The sequence below is a fragment of the Pseudochrobactrum asaccharolyticum genome (assembly GCF_003314995.1).
GTDB classification, from domain to species: domain Bacteria; phylum Pseudomonadota; class Alphaproteobacteria; order Rhizobiales; family Rhizobiaceae; genus Pseudochrobactrum; species Pseudochrobactrum asaccharolyticum.
In genome coordinates, this window is sequence record NZ_QNRH01000009.1 from 113284 (window position 1) to 138431 (window position 25148).

Consider the following 25148-nt stretch of genomic DNA (forward strand, 5'->3'; position numbering starts at 1 on the left):
TTATGCGGACCGGAATGTAAGTATCGCCTCAAAGCCGTCAATGCGTCCCGTAGCCGGTGACAGGAACTGTAAGTGCGCATGCATCTGTTCCGCAATTTCAATGGCAATCGGCATACCTAAGCCGGAGCCTGGTGCTGACGTTGTTCCTCTGCCAAATCGCTTCTGCGCATTGGCAAGCTCTTCAGACGACAAGCTCTTACCCCCATTGATAATATGAATGGTACTGTTCTTCCCGACACGGATCAGTACAGGCTCATCCTGCTTACCATGCAGCAGAGCATTTTCAATCAGGTTACGTATGACGATGGCAAAAGCATCTTCATTCACGGGTTTAACAAGACGTGCCTCAGCGCTGCGCTCATAGATAATCCGCTCATCATTTTGCATGTTGCGCTGGTATTCCTCGACCAGAAGATCGAGCACATTCAACAGATTAGCCGGTTTGTCGGCCAGCGCTATATTGGCTTCGGCGCGTGCCAGCTGCATCAGCTTCTCAACCAGTCTTTTCAGCTTTTGCAGCGATGCTTCAATCTGCTCAACCCGTGCCTGCCCTGATGCAGTTTTTACTTCGGTCATCAGCAATTGTGTGTGCGCCAGCGCACCGGCAATCGGAGTGCGCAATTCATGGGCACTATTGGCTGTGAAAGCACGCTCCGCTTCAAGAGCGGATTGCACACGCCCCATCAGAATATTCACAGAATGGACAATCGGCTGTAATTCAATAGCCTGACCTTCGGTTTGGATAGGGTTGAGATCGCCGCTGTCTTTCTCGGAAATCGCCTGTCGCAGGTCACCGATAGAGCTGACCGAACGCCGTGCCACCAGACGGATAATATAAAGGCTGAGCGGCACCAGCACGAGGATCGGTAGCAGAAGTGCTAATGCACCTTCATTGATGGCCTCGCGCCGGTTTTTCATCTGATCTGCAACCTGAACGAAGATCGTATTATCGGCTGCGGCTACCGTAAAATAACGCGCGTCATCATCTTCCCAAAAACCTTCAGCCAGAGGGGCGGGAAACGGACCTTTGATAATGTCTGAGGAATGAACCAGTATTTTGCCATTCGCATCACGCGCCTGATAGGTCAGATATTGGCGGGATGAGGCTTGCGCACTGTTTTCCAGCGATAAAACCTCATCGGAATGGTCACCATGCTGGATATCATCAACGATAAGTGGGGCTAATCGCTCGGTTGTCTCTTGCAGCGCGCTGTCAAAAATTTCGGCAAATTCGTCCTTCATCACCATAATGCCGCCGACCGCGGCAACAATCCAGAAAGACACCACCGCAGCGGTGACCGAGAACATGAGGCGTCCGATCAGGCTGGGAGACTTCATGTTTTGTCCTCAATTTTATAGCCGACACCGCGCACGGTACTGATACGGTTAGAACCAAGTTTTTTGCGCAAACGACTGATATAGACTTCGACCGTATTGCTCTCAATTTCCGAACCGAAAGCATAGAGTGCTTCTTCAATCTGGGGTTTGGAAACAATCGCGCCGGAGCGGTGCAGCAGACATTCCAGCACAGCCCATTCACGGCCTGACAGAATGATTTCTCCCTGCGGCGACAGGATATTGCGCTCTGTGATTTTGATCTCGAGGTCACCGACATGCAGCACGGATGCACTATTGCCGCCATAACGGCGCGATACCGCCAGCATACGTGCGGTCAGTTCATCCAGATTGAAAGGCTTGACCAGATAGTCATCAGCACCGGCATTCAGCCCCTCTATCCGATCTGATATCTGATCATGCGCAGTGAGGATAATCACCGGCACCGGATTCTTGGCGAGACGTAATTTCGCGAGAATATCGAGGCCGCTGCCATCCGGCAGGCGCAGATCGAGCAGGATCAAACCATAGCTGACGCTTGTGGCAGCCAGTGCCGCATCTTCTGCCGTCTGCATCCAGTCCAGGGCATGGCCGCTGGCCAGAACATGATCACGGACAGCCTGACCAAGTGTGTCGTCGTCTTCGACAAGCAGAACTCTCACGCAATATTCTCCGGCAATTAGCCTTGATGATGAATTGTCCGCGGACAATCCATCACCTTATTGCATGTTTCAAGTCTTTATTTAGCGGTTTGCGGTTCAAGTTTTTGTGCAACGACAGGGTCTGTTGTCTTCAAACGGCAGGATTCAAGCGTATCCAAATCCGGCAGATAAACCTGTGTTTTAACCTGCATCAGACCAAGGACTGTATGAAACAGTTTGTCGTGCGACTGCGGTTGAGGCGCTTCTTTGGCGAGACAGTCCTGATTGATTGTGGTTTTGGCATCTTTTCCGAGCCACAAGACATAAGGGATCTGTGTTTGCTGTGACGGTGCCACAAAATAAGGCGCACCATGAAGATACAGACCAAATTCACCAACGGATTCACCGTGATCGGACATATAGATCAATGATGTATCGAGCGTATCCTGCTGATCTTTGAGCTTATTGATCACCGATGAAACAATATGATCCGTATAAGCGATCGAATTATTATAGGCGTTCAGAATTTCATCACGGCTGCATTTTGAAAATTCCGCGCTTTGGCAATCCGGTGTGAAGCGACGATATTCTTCGGGATAGCGCAGATAATAAGCCGGGCCATGGCTGCCAAGCTGGTGCAGAACCAGAACCGTGTCTTGTTTGACCGTCGGCATCCATGCGTCGAGCTTATCCAGAAAAATGCCGTCCAGACATTCGCCGTTTTTACAATATTTCGGATTGTCTGAGCCGGACAGCGCTTCACTGGTCACGCGGTCGGCAATACCTTTGTCTCCGGTATTATTATCCCACCATTCTACACGCACACCGGCATGTTTGAGTACGTCGAGCAGGTTTTCCGTCGCCAGTCCTTTTTCATGGCTGTAATCGTCACGTGTATAGACAGAGAACATGCATGGCAGGGATACGGCAGTAATCGTCCCGCAACTGCTGGTATCGGAGAAATAGGTAATGTCCTGGCTAGCAAGTTCAGGGTTGGTATTTTTCTTATAGCCTCCAAGAGAAAAGCTCTCCGCACGCGCAGTTTCGCCGGCAATAACAATGGTGAGCTTTGGTTTTCTTGTGCCGGAGGTAATGGATGCGATTTTCGCATCGGTGCCGATAGGCTCAACGATAATATTCTGGTTTTTGCTTGAGCGAATACCGAGTTTCACAGCATTACCGATCGGCATCACCGGATTAAGCGTTGCAATCCATTCCCGATGCTCGCGACCTAAAGATGTAAACGTGCTGGCATTGAGCATAAAAATTGTAACCGCGATGATCAGCGCCGGAAAAATATAAGCCGAGTTTTGCTTAACTTTTTTCCAAAATGTGCGGTGCTCAATCTTTACCCATATAATCAGCAGAGAAGGTAAAACACCATACAGCAAGACATGACGGATAAAGCCGAAGCTGATGAGATGTCCGGCTTCGGCATTGGTGGTGTCGATAGCGCTTTGCAACATTTCTACGTCAATAATGGTGCCGAATTTATCGACAAACCATGATGCGGTCGCTGAAATCATAATTAGCAGGATGAACAGTGGCTTGGTTGCATATTTTACCGAAATGGTGATGCAAAGTGCTGCTAACAGACAGAAAAGCCCTGCGACGAGCGCCAGCAGGGCGCCAGTCGGTAATAATTCCTGCGAACGCTGCCAGAAAGTCGCATTATTCACTGCGGTAAGATAACCGGCAACGATAATGCTTAAGGTGACACTCTCAATATGCGGGCGGCGTAAATCTGCCGGAATTTTCAATGTCATGACTCATCGTCCTTGAAATGCTTTTTCTTTGGACTGCACGAGTGAACGGTTTTGCTGACACCAACCTGAACGGACGTGATGGATCAGGAAAAAGGTGCGCAGGAAAAGCCTGCATACGAAGCATGCTATTGTTTTGATTGGAATATACTCAGAATATAAGTTGTTGTATTATCTGTTCTATTTTACCATCGAATTGATTGTCGGGGGAATGTCGATGATCAAAGTAATGTGGAGGAGTTATAATTATGATCTCAAGACGTCATTTTCTGGCGGGTGCTGCTACTATACCATTCTTATCCTATGCGAATATGTTGCCTGCTTTTGCAGCGGGTCGTCAGGATATTTTAGTTGTTGCTCAGACACTCGATAATATTAGCAGCCTTGACCCTCATGAGAGTTTTGAATCTGTGGGCAGTGAGCTATGCAACAATCTTTATCAGCGGCTTGTGCGTCCGAATTATGAGAATCCTGAAAAAATCGACGGGGCTGTAGCCACGTCCTGGGAAGGTGATGCGGAAGGAAAAAACTTCACCTTCAAAATCAATCCAGAAGCGAAATTTTCAAGCGGCAATAAAATCACCGCTGAAGATGTGGCATTTTCGATTCAGCGTCTGATTAAACTTAATAAGGGACCTGCTTTCATTATCGGCCAGTTCGGGCTGAAACCAGACAATGTGGAATCCAGTGTTCAGGCACTAGATGATGAAACGGTAACAATCAGTCTGGACAGTCCGACCTCGCTGGCCTTTTTGCTCTACTGTATTTCGGCTTCTTCTGCGTCGATTGTGGAGAAGAAGGTTGTACTGGAGAATGCAACCGGCGATGACATGGGGAATGCATGGTTGCAGAAAAACAGTGCGGGCTCCGGTGAATGGGTTCTGGCATCGTGGAAGCCGAGTGAGAGTGTGACGCTCACTGTTAATCCGCATGGCGCGTATAAAGGTAATGTAAAGCGTATTATATTACGTCACATTGCCGATCCGGCGTCACAATTACTGATGCTACGCAAAGGTGATGTGGATATTGCACGTAATTTTACCACGGAGCAGCTGAGTGCAATCGATAATGATGAGGCTTTCGTTCTCGTACGCAAACCCTCCGCCAGTATCAATCTGATGTCGTTGAATCAAAGAATTGAAAATCTGCAAAACCCGAAAGTCTGGGAGGCGATGAAATGGGCGATTGATTATGACGGTATTCAAAAGAATATCGTGCCTCTGACGAACAGAGTGCATCAATCAATCATTCCGCAGGGTTTTGCCGGTGCTATTGATGACAAGCCTTATAGTCAGGACATAGAAAAGGCCAAAACGTTGCTGGCTGAAGCGGGATTGCCTAACGGGTTTACGGTTTCGATGGATCATTATTCCAATCAGCCCTGGCCGGACATTGCACAGGCCATTCAGGCAAATCTCGCTCAAATTGGTATTAAGGTCGAGTTGAAAGCCGCAGAAAACCGTCAGGTTCTGACAAAGATGCGTGCGCGTGAGCATGAAATTGCACTGACATCATGGGCTTCCGATTATTTTGATCCGAACACAAATGCGGATGTCTTCTGCAATAACCCTGACAATTCCGATAATGCGACGACCAAATCATTCGCATGGCGATCACATTATCAGAATACTGATTTTGCGAAGAAGTCATTGGCTGCCCGCGATGAAAAAGACCCGGCAACCCGTGTTAAGCTTTATGAAGAGCTGCAGCGGGAATTTATGCAGAACAGCCCGTTTGTGGTTATGCTGCAGCCAATTGCAACAGCGGTTCTGCGTAAGGATATCTCCGGTATGCGTATCGGCAGTTTGCCGGACAGCCACTCTTATGCGGTGATCGAAAAGTCTTAGGGCATAATTCCTTAAACTTGGATCAGTTTAAGGTGAAATTATGCACTGGTTTTAAAGTGTAGGGCGACCTTTGTGAGCCAGATATGGCTCACGGCGCTCTGGTCTGCACTTAAAGAGGCGTTATTAACAGCGCCTCTTTAACACCTGTTTTATCAAAAAATTTACATCTAATACAGATTGAGTTGCACACAGCTGCACAATGTATCATGCAAGACATGCAGATTATCCGTTTGCGCCGACCTTGTGATGATGATCACCGGAATAGTACATTTCTTTGATATTTATCGTATCCAATGACAGATATGCAGGTTCAATGAACATCAAACGCGCTTACACTTTGGCGATTATTGTGATGCTGGGATTTGGCCTGATGCTGGGCTATGCCTTTTATCAGTTGCTGCGTGTGGAGCGCAGTCTGGCAAGCTATGTCGGCGAGAATATGCTTTGGGCGGTCAATCAGGCAGATCGGGAAACCCGTCGTTTCAGTGATGCATTGCTGCTGGATAATGCTGATAAGGACATGGTGCTGCTGCGACTGGAAATTTTGCAAAGCCGTATCAAGCTGTTGAGCGAAGGGCCGCAGCTTGAATATTTTCAAAAGATCGGTGCTGATACACAACTGAAAAACATTATTGAGACTGTCGGGCGTGTTGAGCAGCGCTATGGAACGGGCGATAATTTTGCACTGTCAGATATTTTGTCACTTTACCGTGAAATTCAGCCGGTATTTAGTGATTTCGGCAGGATTGCCAATCTTTCAATGATTTATGAAAGAGATGCCGGTGGTGCGAACCGCGACCGGCAATTGCAGATTATTTATCTGATTACAGCGGCAGTCCTCGGTTTGACAACGGTGGGCGGATTGCTGTCATGGTTGCTCATCGTTAATATTAATTCGGCTAATCGCGCTAATCAGGAGTTGCTCCGCTATCAGGAAGAGCTTGAAGCAATCGTTGAACAGCGCACTAACGCTTTGAGCGTGGCGCTAAAAAATGAGAAAAAAGCCAATGAGATTTATAAGGGATTTCTGACGACTGTATCACACCAGTTTAAAACGCCGGTGGCGATTATTGATCTGATTGCCCAGCGTTTTATACGGCATCCACAAGATATTGATGAGCCTAATGTGCTTGAAGCGGCAGGCAGAATTCGTGAATCCGTGAGCCGACTGTCCCGCATAGTTGAAAGCACAATCAGCGGTGAGATTGTTGATCATGAAGGGGTCAAGCTGAACAAGTCAGACTTTGATCTGGTGGAGATGATCAGCCAGACCATTGCCTATCATCAGGAAATTTATGCGGAGCGTACTGTTGACTTTGATCAGCAAGTTCAGGCATTTCCCTATCATGGTGATAAAACACTGCTGGAGCAGATCATCATCAATCTCCTTGCGAATGCTGAAAAATACTCCCCTCCGGATCAACCTGTTATCGTTGTGGTTCGTTGTGAGGAAGATGTTTTCTCGTGTCGTATTAAGGATTTTGGTGCAGGAATTCCGGCAAGTGAAGCGGATAAGATTTTCAGCCGGTTTTATCGTGCAAGTAATGTCGCGCATTTGTCCGGCAGTGGTCTTGGACTGAGTTTTTCACGGCAAATTGCAGAAATGCACGGCGGTGAGCTGGATTTAGCCGCTTTAGGTGAAGGCCATACAGAGTTTGAATTGAGACTGCCGGTAACGGGAGGATAACACAGAGATGACTGATCGTTTCAGAGGGACGAACGGCCGCGCACTGGTTATGTGTGTCGAAGATGAAAAGTATATTCGCGAAGAATTGGTTCGGGAATTGAAGCGTTCTGGACATGATGTCGTTGAAGCAAGCGATGGTGCTGCAGCATTAGCTTTATTGAAAAAGCAAATTCCGGATTTGATTATTTCGGATATTCTGATGCCGGAAATGGACGGATTAGAATTACTTGGGCAGGTGCGCTCAGGCACTGCTGAATTGAGCGCGATACCCTTTCTTTTTCTGTCAGCGCTTGCAGATCGTGACCGTATTCTTACAGCCTATCGGGCCGGTGTTGATGATTATCTGGTGAAGCCGGTGGATATGGGGGTTTTCCTCACGCAGGTCGATGCCAAATTACGATTAGTACAGAGAATTGAAAACAGAAAGCAGAATGCAGCACCGGGCGTGAATGCGAAGAAACTGTCTCCGCGGGAAATCGATGTGCTGGTGCATCTCGTTGATGGTAAAAAGAGTGCAGATATTGCTGTAGCGTTGCAAATCTCAGACCATACGGTCAATGATTATATCAAGAGTATTTTCAAAAAATTAAATGTACATTCAAGAGCCGAAGCTGTGAAAGAGGCAGTTAAAAATAAAATTATTGACCCCTAAACAGAGTACTCTGCATTGATCATATTAGTATTGTATTGTGTTCTTATATTTGCGATATGCGTGAAATAACTATTGTATAATATTAATACCCCCTAAATCAGGGGAATTGTTTCAACCAGATGATCAAATAAATTTTGCAGGCTGCCGAACCGGTGTTCGCGTGGCCTGTTTTTTATTGTCTGATCTTTGGGGTGCGCGATGTCATTGGTTCAAAAAAATCATTCTGTGGTTCTTTCGAAAGTTAAACGCATCCTGATGACCGGTGTGAGCATGGGCGCATTGTGCTTTATTGCGACGCCTGAGCCGGTTTTTGCCCAGTCCTTTCCCCAGAATATTAATCCCGTACCATCTCCGGTTTTAAGTGACTTGGAGAAAAAAGGTGGCGTTGTTACGCATAAGCCGGTTCCCCCAAAAAGTAATACTGGTAAAGATGCAACTGTTATTAAAGATGCAACAGCCGGTGGCCGCGGGAAGGATGGCGACTCCTTTACAGTAAGCAGCGGCAGCGGGCATTCAGCAACCGGATCAAATATATTCCTTGCTGGCAGTATCGGTGGAGCCGGTGGAAATGGCGGGTCTGCCGGTCGTGGTATGAAAGGCAATGCTGCTGCAGGTGGTGATGGCGGTAATGGCGGTAATGTAGGTGTAGGTAGTATCGGCGACTTAACCGTTCAAAATGGAAGTGGCATTGTTGCATTTTCGACTGGCGGACAAGGCGGTAAGGGTGGTGATGGCAGCGCATTAATCGACAACATTAAATCGGGCGCTGGTGGCAATGGTGGTCATGCCGGGCAGGTTTTAGTTACCAATAGCGGACGGATAGCTGTTACCGGTGATCAGTTCTTTGGCATTATTGCACAAGCTGTTGGTGGTCATGGTGGCAAAGCTGGTGATGCTGACGGTGATTTGGCCAAAGCAAACGCTGCCCCGAGCGGTCATGGTGGTAAAGGCGGAACGCTTACGATCAGCAATACAGGTAATATTGCGACGAACGGTGTTGGTTCGGATGCAATCCATGGATTGTCCTTAGGTGGCAATGGTGCTGATGCGGCTGAGGCAAAATCCACTTTTAGAAGTGCTGCGAATGGCGTAGCAGGGAATGGCGGTCATGCTGCAACAGTGACAATTACCAATAATAAAATCATTGAAACTCATGGCGCACAGTCCAACGGTTTGGTTGGTAAGTCGGTTGGCGGTAAGGGCGGTAACGGCAATAATGTGACGCCCGGAGGCCTTGTTAATACAACCACTGCTGGCGGTGGTCACGGAGGTAATGGCGGAGCTGTCAATATCGGTAATGAGGGATCCATTACCATTGATAACGGGCACGCCATCTATGCTGAATCAACCGGTGGCAATGGTGGTCATGGCGGTTGGGCCGCGTCCGTCTTGGATGCGACATCCGGCGACGGCGGACAGGGCGGCAACGGTGCCGAAGTCGATGTTACGAATAATAGCATAGTTAAAACGCTTGGCGATAATTCTGCTGCTGTGGTTGTCTCTTCTGCCGGTGGTAATGGCGGAAAAGGCGGACGCTCGGTTGGCGGTGCTGATGCGGCCAGCGGTTCGGGCGGTGTCGGGGGCAATGCCGGAGCTGTTTCGGTTACCAATAGCGGCTCGCTGATTACGGAAGGTGTCGTATCGAGTGCAGTTGTTGCTACCTCGGATGGTGGCTCAGGTGGTCGCGGAGGTGCATCAATCGGCATTCACACCAGTGCTGAAGGTGGTGGCGCAGGCGGTAAATCAGACCGTGTAACAGTCGTGAATGACGGCACGATTTCGACAACACAATCTTCATCACTGGGTATTTTTGCCCGGTCGAATGGCGGACAGGGTGGTGCTGGCGGTCTGCAAGTCAGTGTTGCATCCAATGGCGGTCATGGTGGCAAAGGTGGCGCAGCCGGTGCGGTTTCTGTGACCAATAATGGCACAATCGAAACTGGTCTTGCTGCAAAGGACACATCTTCTGCCAATGTAACCGGCTCTGCTGCGATTGTGGCGCAATCTGTCGGCGGCGCTGGCGGAAATAGCGGGGCCAGTATAACTGCCGCACCTTTTCTTTCCGGATCGGCCGGTGGCACAGGTGACGAAGGCGGCAATGCCGGTGCAGTTGATGTGACCACTGGTGCCGATAGTTCCATCACCACTTATGGTGACAGTTCTGCAGCGATTATTGCACAATCTGTTGGTGGTGCAGGTGGGAAGGGTGAACTGGTTGTTAGTGTTGCGGCAGGTCCGGTTGCCGGAACCGCAACATTGGGCACGATTGGTGGTAAAGGTGGTGATGGTGCAACTGTTACGGTCAACAGCGGCGGTACAATCGCAACGCATGGCAATGGTTCCATTGGGGTATTGGCAAGTTCTGTCGGTGGCGAAGGTGGTGCCGGGGGATTAGCACTCGCCGGAGCGGCAAGTGCAAGCGTTTCAGGTGTTGCTGCCGTTGCACGTGAAGGGGGCAACGGGGGCAATGGCAGCACAGTAACGATTGATAATACAGCTGTGATCGGCACAAAAGGCGAGTATGCAAGTGCTGTTGCGGCTATCTCTGCCGGAGGCCAAGGCGGGAAAGGTGGCTGGGCAGGCGGACTGAACGTTGCAACCATTCTTACTGCTTCCGGTGCAATTGCCGGAAACGGTGGCGCTGGCGGCGATGCAAGTGACGTGGTTGTTCATAATGCCGGTGCATTGACAACGCTGGGTAACGGCTCGGCCGGTATTTTTGCACAATCGATTGGTGGCCAAGGCGCATACGGTGGCAGCGCGCTCACGCTTGATCTTGGTGCAGATGCAGACCTTGCGATCTCTGCGGGTGGGCAAGGTGGTACTGGTGGTAATGCCGGTCAGATCAATATTGTAAATCATGGTGCGATCACGACCAGTGGCGCCGGTTCTGCTGCTATCTTCGCGGAATCCTTAGGTGGACATGGTGGTGATGGCGGTCTCGCTTTAGGTGGCTCTGGTGGTGCCGGTGGCAATGCAGCCGATGTTACAATTGAAAATCATGCCGGTTTGATCACTACAGGAGATTTTTCTGCAGCTATTTTAGCACAATCTCTGGGTGGCAAAGGTGGTGTAGCAGCTTCCGGTGATTTGGATGAAACACTTGCCGGTACAGACGGGCGCAATGGTGATGCAGGAGCAGTTCGTATCAATAACAGCGGAGATATCCTGACGCTGGGTACTCGCTCCGATGCGATTGCTGTGTTGTCACAAGATGGTGCAGCTGCAGCTGTATCGGTTGTCAATACGGGTGAGATTTTTACCACAGGAGCCAAGTCTGCGGGGATTTCTGCCCAGTCCTTGGGTGAGGACAGCAGCGGTACGATCAGTATATCCAATACAGGCAGTGTCACCGTAACAGGTGAAGGTTCCGGCGCATTGGTTGCCCGCTCTGTTGTGATGCGCAATGATGCACCGGATGCAGCGCCGCTTATGAACATGCTTTCTGCGGATATGCTGACGTTCGATACAGCTGATTTTACGATGTTTGCGGACAATGGTGCAGCGGGTAATATATCGATTAATCAGACAGGTAATTTGATTGCCACCGGTGCTGGTTCCTCGGCAATTTTTGCTCAGAGTACCGGTGCCACAAATGGCAATATTGACATTGTTGTGCAGGCCGAAAGTCTGCTGGTTGGTCACTCTGCCGGTGTGACCCTGATTGATGGTGCTGAAAACAGCCTTGCCAATCACGGTATAATTACAGGCATAGGTAATACAGTTGGTTATATTCCGGGAACGGATGGCCAGTTATTTGAAGCCGGTTGGATTGACGGCATGGCGGTTGTGGGCACAACCGGTAATACCGCGGTGACAAATACGGGGCTTATGGTTGGTAATATTGACCTCGGCAGCGGTCGTAACACTTTCACCAACGCACAAGATGCATGGCTGGTCTCCGGCTCATTGATCGGTCTTGGTGGTCGGGCGGGTTCAGATTTTATCAATGATGGTATTCTGACGCCTGGTGGCAGCACAATGACCCAGACAACACAGATTGATGGCAACCTCAACCAGACTGCGAATGGCCGTTATCTGGTCGGATTGGATTTTGCGGGTGGCACGCCTGCGAATGATCCGGTGATGGCGCGAATGGCTGCTGCTCCGCAATCGTCTTCTGCCTCGGGTAGTGCTGACCGGTTAAATGTGAGTGGTTCTGCAAATCTCGGCGGGTCTATGGCACTGAGTGTTGCCAATAGCGGCTATGCGAAAAGCGGGCGTAATGATTATGTCGCGCTTCGTGCCGAAGGCGGGGTGAATGATGATGGTATGCTTTTGGTTGCGCCAAATACTGCTGTTGCCACTTACACGCTGGAGTATACAGATAAGGAAACAATTTTGGGGGCGAATATTGATTATGCCGCACGCGGACTAACCGAAAACGGCATATCTGTTGGCACTACGATTAATGCTATTCAGACTGATCAGACCTCGTCTGCATTCCGTCCTTTGGCTGAGGCGATTTTTGCCCAGCCGGATATTGCCAGCCTGCAAAGAACTTACGATCTTATTGACGGTGAAGGAACAGCCGGTGTTCAGCAGGCCTATTTCTCGGAAACCAATGCTTTCATAGGTGCCGTTTCACAACAGAGTAACCGCTGGAGCAATCCTTATCGCCAAGTCGGAGCAACTGTCGGGCAAGAGCGTGATTGTATTGTGAATAGCAATAGCTGTGAGGAAAGCCGCTGGCGTGGTTGGTATTCCGGTTTTGGCAGTGATGTCAGTATTGACGGTGATCCTTATGTGGTCGGCTCGAGTGATCTGAGCAGCCATAGTAAAGGTATGGCTGCCGGTTTTGATTATGAGCTTAATCAGAACCTGTTGCTTGGTCTCGCTGTCGGCATTGGTCAAACTGATTTCAAAGTGTCTGATCGTCTGACGCAGGGGGATATAAGAACCGGACGCACTGCGCTTTATGGTGCTTATAAGCAGAATAATTTCTATGTAGATGGTCTTGTCGGTGTAGATTGGTTTGATGCCAGCACCAATCGCGTGGCGCAGATTGCGGCAACCGGTTCGACAGCCGCTTTCAGTGACCGGCTGCAAAACGATTTCTCTGGCTATGGTATTAATGCCCGCCTTGAGACCGGTTACCGCACGGATCTGGGCGGCGTACAGGTTACACCATTTGCGGCTTTGCAATTGTCTTCGTTCCGCATGAATGGCTCAACAGAACGGGCGGATGCAACAAGCGGCGATCTGGCACTTTATTACAAGGACAGAACGATCAATTCTGTACCTTTGTCGCTGGGCGCGCAGCTAGATACACAGCTTGAACTGGGTAAAAATGCCTACTTTGCACCATATATACGGGCGGCATGGGTGCATGAATTCTCCAATAAACGCTCAGTCGAGGCAGGCTTTACTGCTGCACCCGGTTATGAATTTGTGGTGCATGGTGCAGCGCAGGCACGGAATTCTGCTCAACTTGAAGCTGGCTTCAATGTGCAGATTGAAACGGGACTATCCCTCTACGGCAAGGTCACCGGTAATTTCTCCGGTTCGGCGCATGATGTGTCGGGTTCTGGTGGTTTCCGATTGCGTTGGTAGCAGGACAGACAGATTATTATGCATACAATCATGAAGAAAGCAGCGTTGACAGGTTTAGCACTCTTGCTGGCGGGAGCATTCGCGCCAGTAATGGCGCAAGAGACAAAGCAAACAGAAAATGCTGCGCCATCGGCTAATCAGCAGACGCTGTCTCTTGCGACCAGTGGATGGCAGACCCGTTGCAGTGCTAAAGATCGTAAGGCTGCGCTGGAATGTGTGATTGAGGCCAGTGCTGTTTTGAATAATAACGGTCAGCGCCTGACCGATTTTTCTATCCGAATACCTGAGCCTAAAGCTGCGCCGGTAATGCTGCTGCGTGTTCCGCTGGAAGTGTCGCTTGCAGCGGGGGTTAATGTAAAGGTCGATGAAGGAAAGCTGTTCAGCTATCCTTTGCAAACCTGCAATAATAATGGCTGTTTCATTGGTAATAAACTTGATCAGGATCTGCTGAAGGCGCTTATTAAAGGCAACAATCTTGTGATCGCCTTTAAGGATACGGCACAAAATGACATTCGCCTGTTATTGCCCCTCAACGGTTTTGGCGATGCCTTTGCTGCGGTGAAATAAACAACCTGATCAGAACAAACGTGCCTGAAAGCTGCAACCTTCGAGTTGCAGCAGAGCTTCTTTTTTATCGAGGCCGCCGCTATAGCCGGTGAGTTTGCCATTGGCTCCGATCACCCGATGGCATGGCACAATGATGGAAATCGGATTGATGGCGTTTACACGGCCATAGGCGCGTGCGGAGCTTTTATGATCTGTGCGTTTTGCCAGTTCGCCATAGGTTGTAATCGTGCCATAGGGCACTTTGGCCAGTTCCAGCCATGCGGCTTTCAGAAACGGGGTGCCAATTGGTGCCAGTGGCAGATCAAAAACACGCCTTTCGCGGGCAAAATATTGATGCAACTGTTCGGCAACATGCTTCACGGCCTGATCGTCGTGTCGCGTAACAGGTATTTGTGTTTGTGGCGGATGCACCCGACGATCATTATCAAAATCAAGCCGCATGACAGCGCCGTGATCGTTGACGATTGCGATCATAGTACCGATCGGGGTTTCGATATTTCCTGAGTAGTACCGGTCTGTCATGCTATGCCTGTCTCTATCTGTTAAGTTCCTATATCATTTGTATTTTACCATTTTATGGCAGAAGGTGCAGGGCCTTCCAGAGAGGGGAACAGTGGCAAAACTTCTTCCGCCAGTTCCTGTATAATCTCTGCCGGCGGACGGGTCGCAAATTGCATGCCGAGTGCTGCGTGATTGACGCCAGCCTGTTGCCATTCTCCGAGCAGATCAATCAGCCCTTTGCGTCCGGTCTTGAGCGTAAAGCCGCCATTGAGCGGTGTGCGCGGAAAATTCGGGTCTTCTGTCAGTTCAATCCATTCATTGGTGACATGCGGGCGAAAGCCACCATCGGGTAAAGCATCACGCCAGCGCTTTATATTCTGTGCAAGGCGTTTAGGGCCTTCCGAATGATGCGTTGCTTGCGGATAAGTCAGCCAGCCATCGGCATGCTGTGCAACCCATTCCGGCGTTTGGCGGCTGGAACCGGTGACCAATAAAGGAATGCGTCCGAAAGGTGCTTTTGGTAAAAATTCAGCCTGTGTTATTTCTCCTAAAGGAGAGCGGATAGCAGGTGTTTTCTCGGCCAGCAGTTGGCGGAAATAATGCACAGATTCCGCAAAGCGTTCACCTCTGTTGCTCAGTTCCAGACCATAAGCGGGAAACTCCACCGGTCTGTCGCCGGATGCTATGCCGAGCACAAGACGGCCTCCCGATAGCTGATCAATTGTTGTGGCAGCTTTTGCCAGATCAATCGGATGACGCAGTGAGAAAATCGCACTACCGGTAGCCAGTGAAGTGCGACTGGTGTGGGCTGCGAGATAAGCAAGATAAGTAAATGGATCAAAGACTTGCCCTGCATCGCCAAAGGAAGGGTCATATAGGGGAACATCCCGCACCCAGACGGAGGAAAATCCGCGTTCATCAATGTCTTTAACAAGGGCGGTTTGCCCTTCGAGAACACGCATGTCCCCCTGATAAAAACGCAGCGGCAGGAAAATGCCGATTGTCAGCCGATTTTCTGCAAACATCCGACGATACCCCGGATGATGGGCAAATGCATCTGAAGATGCGCCAAGCGTGACGTTTGAAACAGTTTGATTGCTGGTCATGATATGTCTTTCAATACGGGAATGATCGGGAGGACAGAGCAGGGAGAGAGAGCGTTCACGGGCCGGTTGCAGGTGCTGGCAATGCGATGCCGCGCTGCACGGCCGGACGGCTGGCAATCCGCTGGTGCCACGCTGTCAGATGCGCGTATTGATCGAAATTGAAGCCGCAGATCTGCGTGATATGTGTCCAGCCGAATGCCGCGATATCGGCAATGGAATAATCTGGTCCGGCAAAATAATCTGCCTCACGCAAGCGCTGATCGAGTACGTGATAAATATCGTCTGTCAACTTTTGGTAACGGGCAATCGCTTCCGGCAGTCTCTTTTCGGCAAAGATTTCAAAATGCACGCGCTGGCCAAAAACCGGTCCCATGCTGGATGCATGGAATTGTAGCCATTGCAGTGCCTGCCAGCGCTCTTGCAGCGATTGGGGCAAAAGCTGGCCGGATTTTTCTGCGATATAGAGCAGGATTGCTGCGGATTCGAATAATGTTACGCCGGTTTCACTATCGGTTATGACCGGAATACGGCCATGCGGATTGAGTTTCAGGAATGCCGGTTGCTGGTGATCACTCTGCTCAATCTGAACATGATGCAGGGTGTAGTCTAAAACGGTCTCTTCAAGCGCAATGGTTGCTTTGAAGCCATTTGGTGAAGAGTCTGTGTAAAGATCTATCATTTTTGCCTTGTGATATTGAAGAAGAAATTCTAAATTGATGATGCGTGATTAATTCCATAAATATCTTGTTATTATTGCTTTCAGAAATCATTCATTCTGAGTTTGAATTTAGGAAATCTAAATTATGGGAAAAGTATTGCCGCTTCTGGCTTTGCGGGCTTTTACCGAAACAGGACGTACCGGCAGCATTAAGAGTGCTGCGGAAGTGATGGGGGTTACCTCTGGTGCTGTCAGTCAGCAAATCCGCTTGCTGGAAGAGCGGACGGGTGTGAATTTGTTCCGGCGTACCCGTTACGGGGTGGAGCTGACCGAAGAGGGAGCCAATGTATATCCGGCTTTGTTGCGAGCTTTCGCGCAAATCGAGGCAAGCTTGACCACTCTGGAAGCGAGCAGTCAGCGCCAGACTTTGACTGTCAGTACATTGCCGTCCTTTGCAGCCTCATGGCTTGTGCCGAGGCTGGGGCGGTTCATGGCGCAAAATCCGGAGATTGAAGTGCGGGTTGAGGCCTCATCCGGCCTGACCAATTTGCATGGCGGGCGGGTTGATATTGCTCTGCGGCACGGTCTTGGTAATTATCCGGATTATGAGGTGCAGCCATTGATGGCACCGGCACTGGTGCCGGTGATAAGCGCTGCTCTGTTGGCGTCAGGGCCTGTTATTGAACAACCGTCTGACTGCCTTGCCTATCCGTTGTTGCAGGATTCTGACCGTGCCGACTGGCGGTTATGGCTGACAGCATGCGGTGTTGAAGCCACGCCGGAAGCGGAGCGCGGCACGGCTTTTGACGAGGATTTTCTGTTGCTGAAAGCGGCAGAAGCCGGACAAGGCATTGCGCTGATACGGGATATTTATGCGAAACCAGAGATCGCTGCCGGACGTCTGACCTTGGCGATTGACCGGCCATGGCCGACACAATTTGCCTATTATATTCTGACCCTGCCGGAGAATGCGCAAAAACCTGCACTCAAATTGTTTATTGAATGGCTGCATCAGGAAGCAAGTGTGAACTAGAGCTTACGCCCGACGCGGGATAGCACAATCACCGGTAAAATGCCGATTGCCACAATTGCCAGTGCAGCGAGAGAGGCTTCTTCATAAGTGCCGCGTGCGGCCTCACCATAAAGGTGAGTTGCGAGCGTTTCAATATTGAGCGAGCGCAGCAATAGCGTGGCGGGCAGTTCTTTGACGCAATCGACAAAGACCAGCAGAGCCGCAGCGCTGAGCGCCGTTTTGGACAAGGGCAGGTGAATGTGACGGAAGGTTCCGGTTGCTGTTTCACCTAATGTTCGGGATGCCTGATCATAGGTCACAGGAATACGGTTGAAACCTGCATCAATACTACCGGCCGAGATGGCTAAGAAGCGTACCAGATAGGCATAGATTAACGCAGTGCCGGAGCCAAGCAGGAACAGGCTGACCGATACATTAAACCATGACATGGCGATCTGGCTGATAAAGCGATCTGCTGCGCCGGTCACAATGAGCACGCCGATGGCGATCACCGTTCCCGGAGCTGCATAGCCCATGGTGGAGAAGCGGAAGAACCATTGTGAGGCATTGCCCGGACGCAACCGGATAGCATAGGCAACGATCAGGCCGATGGTGAGCGTGACGATGGTCGCGATTGAAGCCAGCATCACCGTATTGATGATTTCATCGTAAAGGCGTGGTGAGATACCGGCAAAACGTACGCGTTTCCATGCCTCGGTTGCCAGATAAATGGCAGGGAAAACGAAGCCAAGCAAAATTGGTGTGAGCCCGAGCAAAAACAGAATACCACCACGTGCAGCGCCGACTTTATATGGTGTGAATTGCTGGCTGCGCTTGGCGCTGGATGAAAAACGCTGTTTGCGCCGTGCCCAGCGCTCCAGCGAGACCAGACACACGACAATCAGCAATAAGGCTAATGCAATCTGTGCTGCGCCCGGCAGATCGGAGCGCGTAACCCATGTTGTATAAATGGAAACGGTCAGTGTGCGGATGCCGAGAAACTCTGCCGCACCGATATCATTCAGCGTTTCCATCAATGCGAGGCTGATACCTACTGCAATGGCGGGGCGTGCCATCGGCAGTGCCACACGCCAGAAAATTGCATTACGGCTAACACCCAAAGTGCGTGCGGCGTCGATCAATGACGAGGATTGCGTCAGAAACATCGCCCGTGTGGGGATGTAAACATAGGGATAAAGCACAAAACCGAGCAGCAGAATACAGCCGGTCATTGAGCGGATATCTGGCAGACGGAACTCACGCGGACTTGTATAGCCCAGTAAATCCCGTAAAGCGCTTTGCACAGGGCCGATCGGGTGCAGAATATCCAGATAGGCATAGGCGATAATATAGGTCGGAACGGCGAGCGGCAGTAAAAGTGCCCACTCCAACAATCTGCGTCCGCGAAAATCATAGGCGGTTACCAGCCATGCAGCGGATGTGCCTACGAGTGCAACAATGATGCCGACGCCGGTCAGCAGGATCATTGTATCCACAAAGGCAACGGGCAGAGTGGTTGCCAGCAAATGCGACCAGAGGCCTTCAGAACCTTGTGCGGCTTGTAAAGCGAGTGCCAGAACGGGCAGCAAAACCAGAATTGCACTGATAGCTGAAAGGCAGAGCCATAAAGATCCGGCACGGAACAACCGGCCTTTAGTATGTACTGGCATGGTAAGGCTCGCCATTATCCGGAGCGGTACTGACAGAATGAAACGAAGACCGCCCAGTCGTTTTTATTAAGCAGCGCATCGAATCGATGGAATATCTGCTTTATACCAAAACCTTGCGCATATGACTTACAGGGTTTTGGGTGGGCCCGAGTGGCGATTGAAATTTTTAAGTGCCAGAGCAGTCTTTATGCATCCTACGGGGTGCAGGACGCTCTGATATAGAAAACGCCGCTCTTCATCCTGAATGAAAAGCGGCGCTTGTTTATTAGTTGTCGAAGCCGACTTTATCGACCAGTTCACTGGCCTGTTTGCGATGGCTTACGATTTCTGTGAGCGGTGTTTTGTCGATGGTCAGCTCACCAAAGGATTTGACGATCGGATCAAGCGGTGCACCCGGCTTTACCGGATATTCGAAATTGGCTTCCGCATAAATCTTCTGAGCTTCGTCGGACACCAGATATTCGAGCAGCTTCACAGCAGCATCTTTATTCTTGGCGTGTTTGGCCAGCGAAGCGCCGCTGATATTGACCTGTGTTCCGCCTTCTTTGAAGGTCGGGAGGATTACTTTGATGCTTTCGCCCCATTTGACCTGTTCTTCACCGCCTTTACCGGAACGCATCAGGCCGACATAGTAGGAATTGGCTACAGCGATATCGCAAATGCCGCCTGCAATGTCTTTGGCGCCGTCACGGTCACCACCGGCAGCTTTACGTGCCAGATTGTCTTTTACGCCTTTGAGCCATTCTTCGGCTTTTTCAGCGCCGTAATGGGCAATATAATCAGCGATCAGTGCTGTGTTATACGGATGCTGACCGGCACGGATACAGATTTTGCCTTTCCATTTCGGATCGGACAAATCTTCATAATTCAGTGCGGAAACATCGAGATCTTTGGCTGCATAAACAACGCGCGCACGCATTGAAAGAGCAAACCATTCGCCCTTCGCATCACGCAGCTGTGCCGGAATGGCATCTTCCAGAACTTTGGAAGAGACAGGCTGGGTCAGGCCTTTTTCTGTCAGATCAATCAGATTACCCGCATCAACGGTCATCAGAATATCGGCCGGAGAGTTTTCACCCTCTGTCGCAACGCGTTCAGCCAGACCATCTTTCAGGAATACAGTGTTTACCGTAATGCCGCTGGAAGCCTTAAAGGCATCAAGCAGAGGCTGGATCAAACCCGGTTCGCGGGTGGTGTAGATATTCACTTCCGCAGCACTGGCGGCGCCGGCAAGCATGGTTCCGAAGGCTAAGGCCAGGCCAGCTTGAATGGTACGGGTTCTGGTCATCGTCGATCTTTCCTGATTGAAAGTTGCAGGGGCAGAAAACATGATTAACAAGGTCAACTATTGGCGAAAAATCTGTGTGCGGTCAAGTCTTTGTGATCAGACTATGGTAGGACTTCCAAAAGTGGATACCGGTTTGGGAGCAAAGGCATGCATAGACATAAAAAGCTAAAGCATTTCGAGTATTTCACCTTAAATGCTCTATCGTAGGATCAGTCGCGAAAGAAAAAGGCTTTATCAGTATCAAGGCGCAGACGGATGGTGCCGGTATCTGCAGGCAGCCGTAAAGCAGTACGTACACGTAAAGGAGCCGACTGGTCATCTGTATGAACCACCAGCTCTTCGGTTTCCCCTAAGAAATGGCGCTCTGTGACAGTACCCTTGATGGTATTGTGCAGATCACCATCATCGCTCACCGGATAAATATGGCTCGGACGTAAATACATATGCACGGCACCATCTGCATTCTGCTGGTCTGTGAGTTCAAAACTACCAAGAGCGGTTTCAATCCGGCCGCCACGGATCGTGCCGGAGAGCGCATTGAAATTACAGAAGAAATCCGCCGTATAACGGCCATTGGGCTGGTCATAAATTTCATGCGCTGTGCCCTGCTGAATAATACGCCCTGAGCGCATCAGCACGATGCGGTCACCGGCAGATAAAGCCTCTTCCGCATCATGGGTGACGATAATAACCGTCGTGCCTAATTTGCGCAGCAATGCGATTGTTTCACTACGCACTTTCTGGCGTAATCCCTGATCCAGATTGGAAAAAGGTTCATCCATCAGCAGGATGTCCGGCGTTGGTGCAAGGGCGCGTGCCAGTGCCACGCGTTGTTGCTCGCCACCCGACAGCATATGCGGATAACGTGCAGCCATATGAGACAGCCCTACCAGCTCCAGCAACTCATCGGCACGTGCGGAGGCTGTGGCACGTGGCGTTTTACGCAGGCCGAATAAGACATTTTGTTTAACGGTCAGATGCGGGAACAGCGCATAGTTTTGAAACACCACGCCGACGTGGCGCTGTTCGGGTTCGATAAAATGGGTGCCGTTAACAATCGGCTGTCCGTTGATGAAAACCGAACCGCTATCCGGTGTATCAATGCCGGAGATCATTTTAAGCAAAGTGGTTTTACCGCAGCCGGAATGCCCGACAAGGCAAATGATTTCACCTGCTGTAACAGAGAGCGAAATGTCCTGCAATGCGGCAGTACCGTCGAAATGCCTGCTGACATTCGATACCTGCAAGGCAATTTTTCGGTTTTCAGTCTGTTCAGATGCTATTTTTAGATGCACTGTCTGCTATGTCCGTTCCGGTTGTGCTATTGCTATAACACTGCTTCCTGAGTTGTACTATAAAAACATGAGCCTGATCATCCTGTATCAAGAATAATCGTTGCTGCCAGTGAGCGGCATGTGAGAAGCGAGGCGGGACAATGTTTAAAATTTCAGTCAAAAGAATTTATGAGGTACCGTCACCGGATGATGGTTTTCGTATTCTGGTAGACCGCATCTGGCCGCGCGGGGTGAGTAAGCAGGAAGCGGCACTTGATCTGTGGCTGAAAGACATCGCACCGACCACAGAACTGCGGCAATGGTTTCATCATCAGACCGTGAATGAAGACGTCTGGAAGACCTTTCAGCAGCGCTATCATGATGAATTGCAAGGTAATGGGGAAGCCGTGCAGGTGTTGCAGCGCCATTGCGCGGAGCATCCGGTAACTTTGCTCTATTCGGCCAGAGATATGGCGCATAATCATGCACAGCTTCTGAAAAGCTATATCGAAGAGCGGCAGGGCGCATAGATACATATAGATTTATTTTAGTTGAATTAAATATAAATAAAATTGATTTTAATCAATGCATTAATAGGGTGATGCTTTAGCTTTCATTATTATGTCCGGTAGAAAGACAGAAATGAAATGCCATATTAAAGTCGTGTATGGCGGGCATGTTTCACCGGAGGTTTTGTGTTTCAAACGAAAAGGATATGGTTATGTCTGTTACCAATAAGGTTGCGTTAGTTACCGGTGCTGCACAGGGTATTGGCCGCGGTATTGCTTTGCGTTTGGCGAAGGACGGTTTCGATCTGACGCTGGTGGATCTGAAAGAAGATAAGCTTGAAGAGGTTGCTAAAGAGATTGCGGCTCTGGGGCGCAGAGTGACCACTTTTGCTGCTGATGTCAGCAAGCGCGAGGATATTTATGCAGCCGTTGATTATACTGAGAAAGAACTCGGTGGTTTTGACGTGATCGTTAACAATGCGGGTATCGCGCAGGTAAAGCCGCTGGCCGAAGTTATGCCGGAAGAAGTTGACCGGATTTTCCGGATCAATGTGGACGGCGTGCTTTGGGGTATTCAGGCGGCGGCTGCGCAATTTAAACAGCGCGGACAAAAGGGCAAGATCATCAATGCCTCGTCAATTGCCGGTCATGATGGTTTTGCGATGCTCGGTGTTTATTCTGCAACCAAATTCGCGGTACGTGCGCTGACTCAGGCAGCTGCGAAGGAATATGCGAGCGCAGGCATTACCGTAAACGCTTATTGTCCGGGTATTGTCGGTACGGATATGTGGGTGGAAATTGACGAGCGGTTCTCGGAGCTGACTGGCGCGGCGAAGGGTGAAACCTATAAGAAATTTGTTGAGGGCATTGCCCTTGGCCGTGCGCAGACACCGGATGATGTGGCGGCGCTGGTATCGTTCTTTGCCGGACCGGATTCGGATTACATTACCGGTCAGGCTGTTCTGACGGATGGTGGTATTGTCTATCGCTGATTGCTGCGGTTTTATAAGAAAGCCCGCCGGAAATTCCGGCGGGCTTTTTTGTCTTAGTCTACCAGCGCACCATAATGCTGAATGGTTTTTGCTGCGACCTGCGAGGCATATTGTGCCGATGCAACGGCATCCTTTGTGCGGGCGAAATGGCCTAAGAATGAACCGTTAAAACTGTCACCTGCACCGGTCGTATCGATAATCTGCGGTGCTGTTGTGGCTTTGATGGTCAATGGCTGGCCATCAAAATATCCCTCAATGTCATCTGCACCGTTTTTGACGATAATCCGGTTGAGGCCGTAGCTGCGATAGCGGTCAATTGTATCTGCGATGGTCAGATCACCGAAGTGGCTGCTTTCATCATCAAAACTTGGCAACACCAGATTGCTGGCTTTGGCACCACGGATCAGTTGCGAGCGCATATGATCCTGATCCGGCCAGAGGCGGGGACGGATATTGGGATCAAACGCAATCAGTTTATCCGCGCCGCGCATTTCTTGCAGCACGGAGAGCAGATTATCGGCACCATCATCTTCGAGGATTGCCAGTGTGATGCCGGAGAAAACAATAATATCAGAAGCTTCTATTGCCTTTTTGAGCGTTGTTTTATCCTCTGCCAGTAATCGAGCTGCGGACTCTGAACGCCAATAGGAAAAACTACGCTCACCATCTTTGAGATGCACCATATAAAGGCCGGGCATGCGGGAAGCATGGCGGCCTATATAGTCTGTTCCGATTTGTTTTTGTGCCATGAATGCCAGCATGGCATCAGACATTGCATCTTGCCCTAGCAGAGTGAAATAGCTGACCTGCCATGCGGCGGGCAGCGCAGAACGGGCATAATAAGCGGCATTTAAGGTGTCACCGGCAAAACCCTGTCGTAAGGCACCATTGCCATCAGGTGCCAGCTCAACCATCGCCTCACCAATGGCGAGAAACTGTCCGCTCATCACCGACCTCAGACCAGCTTGCCACGGGCAGCAATTGGCCAGCTTTCCGTGACCTTGCCATTGCGCTGGATATAGACGCTGTCAAACATATTGGTAACGACGCAGACATGGTTCGGGATGATCCGTACTTTGTCACCGACCTTGAGGTTGATCGGCTGGTCGCTGACCAGACGGCCGTGCTCTTCAGACAATTGATCAATGCGGATATCATCGCGGCCGAGGACATGGCCATAGCCAGAAAGACCAAGCAAATCGGAAGTCAGAGTTTTACTGCCTGCATCAATGATCGCGCGGTTGTCAGGCGGCACGGACACAACGGTTGCCAATACGAAAAATGCACAATCATCATAGGTGCAAGCGCCACGTTCAACGAGCGAGCGGTCGTTGTAAATATAAGTGCCGGGGCGATATTCTGTGACAACAGGTGCATCAGCCGCGCTCATCATTGATGGTGTGCCGCCGGAGGTGACGAGCGGCACAGCAATGCCGGATGCTTCGATTTTTTGCTTTGCCTGTTCCATGAAGTTTTCAACCGCGGCATGGGCATTGGCAGGCGGATAGGTCATCAGGCCACCGAATTGCAGTCCTTCAGCATTATGAATGGCTTGAGCAAGTTGTGCTGCTGCTTCAGGCGATGCAACGCCGCAGCGGTCTGCGCCGGTATTGCATTCTACCAGCACCGTTAACGGCTGTGCCTCATGGGCGAAAGTTTCGGACAGACCATTAATAACAGTCAGATTATCTGCAACCACACTCAGTTTTGTGCGGTGCGCTAATGCTCTCAACCGGTCAAGTTTTTCATTGCCTAGAATATTATAGGTGATCAGCAGGTCAGGAGAGCAGTCATATTCTTTCTGCAAGCCGTCAAGCATGGCTTCGGCCTCAGAGATTTTTTGGCAGGTGATGCCGCCTGCACCGGCTGCAAGCTGGGCATGCGCCAGTGCCGGTAATTTATGCGTCTTGATATGAGGGCGTACTCTAAAACCATTTTTGTCCGCATAGGACTGAAAATTACGGATATTTCTTTCCGCAATATCCAGATCAACGACAATTGCCGGTGTGTTCAATTGGTCTGCTAATTTTGGTTCCATTTTTCCTCACATTCTCCACGACCGTGTTTATTTGTCTTACAGGCGTCAAAAAACG

The 25148-nt window shown here is 50.2% G+C and carries 19 protein-coding genes; 8 read left to right on the forward strand and 11 right to left on the reverse strand.

Annotation, left to right across the window (positions count from 1 at the left end; genetic code table 11):
• The 3 genes from DFR47_RS18175 to DFR47_RS18185 form a co-directional block, all read right to left on the reverse strand.
• A complete protein-coding gene (locus tag DFR47_RS18175; RefSeq protein ID WP_113945921.1) occupies window positions 1–1338 on the reverse strand; it encodes a sensor histidine kinase in 1338 nt (445 codons plus the stop codon).
• On the reverse strand, window positions 1335–1997 hold the full coding sequence (locus DFR47_RS18180) for a response regulator (RefSeq protein ID WP_113945922.1): 663 nt from the start codon (window positions 1995–1997) through the stop codon (window positions 1335–1337). The genes DFR47_RS18175 and DFR47_RS18180 overlap by 4 nt, the downstream gene beginning before the upstream one ends.
• 77 nt (window positions 1998–2074) lie before the next feature.
• Window positions 2075–3742 (reverse strand): phosphoethanolamine transferase, encoded by a 1668-nt coding sequence (locus tag DFR47_RS18185; protein ID WP_113945923.1) that lies wholly within the window; start codon window positions 3740–3742, stop codon window positions 2075–2077.
• Window positions 3743–3987: 245 nt separating this feature from the next.
• Here DFR47_RS18185 and DFR47_RS18190 point away from each other — a divergent pair, with 245 nt between their 5' ends.
• The 5 genes from DFR47_RS18190 (at window position 3988) to DFR47_RS18210 (ending at window position 14045) form a co-directional block, all read left to right on the forward strand.
• The gene (locus tag DFR47_RS18190) at window positions 3988–5586 is read left to right on the forward strand and encodes an ABC transporter substrate-binding protein (protein ID WP_113945924.1); all 1599 of its coding nucleotides are present in this window, start codon (window positions 3988–3990) and stop codon (window positions 5584–5586) included.
• Window positions 5587–5899: 313 nt separating this feature from the next.
• Complete coding sequence (locus DFR47_RS18195) at window positions 5900–7273, forward strand: sensor histidine kinase (RefSeq protein ID WP_113945925.1); 1374 nt, start codon at window positions 5900–5902, stop codon at window positions 7271–7273.
• 7 nt (window positions 7274–7280) lie between these two features.
• On the forward strand, window positions 7281–7925 hold the full coding sequence (locus DFR47_RS18200; RefSeq protein ID WP_113945926.1) for a response regulator transcription factor: 645 nt from the start codon (window positions 7281–7283) through the stop codon (window positions 7923–7925).
• A gap of 198 nt (window positions 7926–8123) precedes the next feature.
• Complete coding sequence (locus tag DFR47_RS18205) at window positions 8124–13478, forward strand: autotransporter outer membrane beta-barrel domain-containing protein (RefSeq protein ID WP_113945927.1); 5355 nt, start codon at window positions 8124–8126, stop codon at window positions 13476–13478.
• Between the two features lie 30 nt (window positions 13479–13508).
• On the forward strand, window positions 13509–14045 hold the full coding sequence (locus DFR47_RS18210) for an invasion associated locus B family protein (RefSeq protein WP_170137548.1): 537 nt from the start codon (window positions 13509–13511) through the stop codon (window positions 14043–14045).
• A 9-nt stretch (window positions 14046–14054) separates the two neighbouring features.
• Here the strand turns inward: DFR47_RS18210 and DFR47_RS18215 are convergent, their stop codons facing one another.
• Genes DFR47_RS18215 through DFR47_RS18225 form a run of 3 tightly spaced genes read right to left on the reverse strand, consistent with a single transcriptional unit; the run spans window position 14055 to window position 16331 of the window.
• Complete coding sequence (locus tag DFR47_RS18215) at window positions 14055–14567, reverse strand: methylated-DNA--[protein]-cysteine S-methyltransferase (RefSeq protein WP_162930311.1); 513 nt, start codon at window positions 14565–14567, stop codon at window positions 14055–14057.
• Window positions 14568–14611: 44 nt separating this feature from the next.
• Complete coding sequence (locus tag DFR47_RS18220) at window positions 14612–15652, reverse strand: LLM class oxidoreductase (RefSeq protein ID WP_113945929.1); 1041 nt, start codon at window positions 15650–15652, stop codon at window positions 14612–14614.
• A 55-nt stretch (window positions 15653–15707) separates the two neighbouring features.
• Window positions 15708–16331 (reverse strand): glutathione S-transferase family protein, encoded by a 624-nt coding sequence (locus DFR47_RS18225; RefSeq protein ID WP_113945930.1) that lies wholly within the window; start codon window positions 16329–16331, stop codon window positions 15708–15710.
• A gap of 124 nt (window positions 16332–16455) precedes the next feature.
• On the opposite strand from DFR47_RS18225, the gene DFR47_RS18230 reads away from it, so the two are divergent.
• Entirely contained in the window at window positions 16456–17343 is an 888-nt protein-coding gene (locus DFR47_RS18230) for a LysR substrate-binding domain-containing protein (protein ID WP_113945931.1), read from the forward strand.
• On the opposite strand, the gene DFR47_RS18235 is transcribed toward DFR47_RS18230, so the two are convergent.
• The 3 genes from DFR47_RS18235 to DFR47_RS18245 form a co-directional block, all read right to left on the reverse strand.
• Window positions 17340–18992 (reverse strand): ABC transporter permease, encoded by a 1653-nt coding sequence (locus tag DFR47_RS18235; RefSeq protein ID WP_245416641.1) that lies wholly within the window; start codon window positions 18990–18992, stop codon window positions 17340–17342. The two genes, DFR47_RS18230 and DFR47_RS18235, sit on opposite strands and share 4 nt — an antisense overlap.
• Before the next feature lie 265 nt (window positions 18993–19257).
• On the reverse strand, window positions 19258–20280 hold the full coding sequence (locus DFR47_RS18240) for a Fe(3+) ABC transporter substrate-binding protein (protein WP_113945933.1): 1023 nt from the start codon (window positions 20278–20280) through the stop codon (window positions 19258–19260).
• Between the two features lie 209 nt (window positions 20281–20489).
• Window positions 20490–21527 carry an ABC transporter ATP-binding protein gene (locus DFR47_RS18245; protein ID WP_342633981.1) on the reverse strand — a complete coding sequence of 346 codons (1038 nt, stop codon included), beginning with the start codon at window positions 21525–21527 and terminating at the stop codon, window positions 20490–20492.
• 188 nt (window positions 21528–21715) lie between these two features.
• Between DFR47_RS18245 and DFR47_RS18250 the strand changes: the two genes are divergently transcribed.
• Together DFR47_RS18250 and DFR47_RS18255 are read left to right on the forward strand one after the other, a co-directional pair.
• The gene (locus DFR47_RS18250) at window positions 21716–22084 is read left to right on the forward strand and encodes a DUF488 domain-containing protein (protein ID WP_113945934.1); all 369 of its coding nucleotides are present in this window, start codon (window positions 21716–21718) and stop codon (window positions 22082–22084) included.
• 191 nt (window positions 22085–22275) lie between these two features.
• Window positions 22276–23055, forward strand: a complete 780-nt coding sequence (locus DFR47_RS18255; protein WP_113945935.1) for an acetoin reductase — start codon at window positions 22276–22278, stop codon at window positions 23053–23055.
• A 53-nt stretch (window positions 23056–23108) separates the two neighbouring features.
• Here the strand turns inward: DFR47_RS18255 and DFR47_RS18260 are convergent, their stop codons facing one another.
• Both DFR47_RS18260 and DFR47_RS18265 read right to left on the reverse strand, forming a co-directional pair.
• Window positions 23109–24002, reverse strand: coding sequence for a sugar kinase (locus DFR47_RS18260; protein WP_113945936.1), 894 nt, complete (start codon window positions 24000–24002; stop codon window positions 23109–23111).
• An 8-nt stretch (window positions 24003–24010) separates the two neighbouring features.
• Window positions 24011–25093 (reverse strand): D-TA family PLP-dependent enzyme, encoded by a 1083-nt coding sequence (locus DFR47_RS18265; RefSeq protein ID WP_113945937.1) that lies wholly within the window; start codon window positions 25091–25093, stop codon window positions 24011–24013.
• Window positions 25094–25148: the final 55 nt, after the last annotated feature.

Excerpts from the sequence above, each read along its gene's own strand:
- DFR47_RS18175 (WP_113945921.1), bottom strand. The coding sequence starts at position 1,338 with ATGAAGTCTCCCAGCCTGATCGGACGCCTCATGTTCTCGGTCACCGCT.
- DFR47_RS18185 (WP_113945923.1), bottom strand. The coding sequence starts at position 3,742 with ATGACATTGAAAATTCCGGCAGATTTACGCCGCCCGCATATTGAGAGT.
- DFR47_RS18190 (WP_113945924.1), top strand. The coding sequence starts at position 3,988 with ATGATCTCAAGACGTCATTTTCTGGCGGGTGCTGCTACTATACCATTC.
- DFR47_RS18195 (WP_113945925.1), top strand. The coding sequence starts at position 5,900 with ATGAACATCAAACGCGCTTACACTTTGGCGATTATTGTGATGCTGGGA.
- DFR47_RS18200 (WP_113945926.1), top strand. The coding sequence starts at position 7,281 with ATGACTGATCGTTTCAGAGGGACGAACGGCCGCGCACTGGTTATGTGT.
- DFR47_RS18205 (WP_113945927.1), top strand. The coding sequence starts at position 8,124 with ATGTCATTGGTTCAAAAAAATCATTCTGTGGTTCTTTCGAAAGTTAAA.
- DFR47_RS18210 (WP_170137548.1), top strand. The coding sequence starts at position 13,509 with ATGAAGAAAGCAGCGTTGACAGGTTTAGCACTCTTGCTGGCGGGAGCA.
- DFR47_RS18215 (WP_162930311.1), bottom strand. The coding sequence starts at position 14,567 with ATGACAGACCGGTACTACTCAGGAAATATCGAAACCCCGATCGGTACT.
- DFR47_RS18220 (WP_113945929.1), bottom strand. The coding sequence starts at position 15,652 with ATGACCAGCAATCAAACTGTTTCAAACGTCACGCTTGGCGCATCTTCA.
- DFR47_RS18225 (WP_113945930.1), bottom strand. The coding sequence starts at position 16,331 with ATGATAGATCTTTACACAGACTCTTCACCAAATGGCTTCAAAGCAACC.
- DFR47_RS18230 (WP_113945931.1), top strand. The coding sequence starts at position 16,456 with ATGGGAAAAGTATTGCCGCTTCTGGCTTTGCGGGCTTTTACCGAAACA.
- DFR47_RS18235 (WP_245416641.1), bottom strand. The coding sequence starts at position 18,992 with ATGCCAGTACATACTAAAGGCCGGTTGTTCCGTGCCGGATCTTTATGG.
- DFR47_RS18240 (WP_113945933.1), bottom strand. The coding sequence starts at position 20,280 with ATGACCAGAACCCGTACCATTCAAGCTGGCCTGGCCTTAGCCTTCGGA.
- DFR47_RS18250 (WP_113945934.1), top strand. The coding sequence starts at position 21,716 with ATGTTTAAAATTTCAGTCAAAAGAATTTATGAGGTACCGTCACCGGAT.
- DFR47_RS18255 (WP_113945935.1), top strand. The coding sequence starts at position 22,276 with ATGTCTGTTACCAATAAGGTTGCGTTAGTTACCGGTGCTGCACAGGGT.
- DFR47_RS18260 (WP_113945936.1), bottom strand. The coding sequence starts at position 24,002 with ATGAGCGGACAGTTTCTCGCCATTGGTGAGGCGATGGTTGAGCTGGCA.
- DFR47_RS18265 (WP_113945937.1), bottom strand. The coding sequence starts at position 25,093 with ATGGAACCAAAATTAGCAGACCAATTGAACACACCGGCAATTGTCGTT.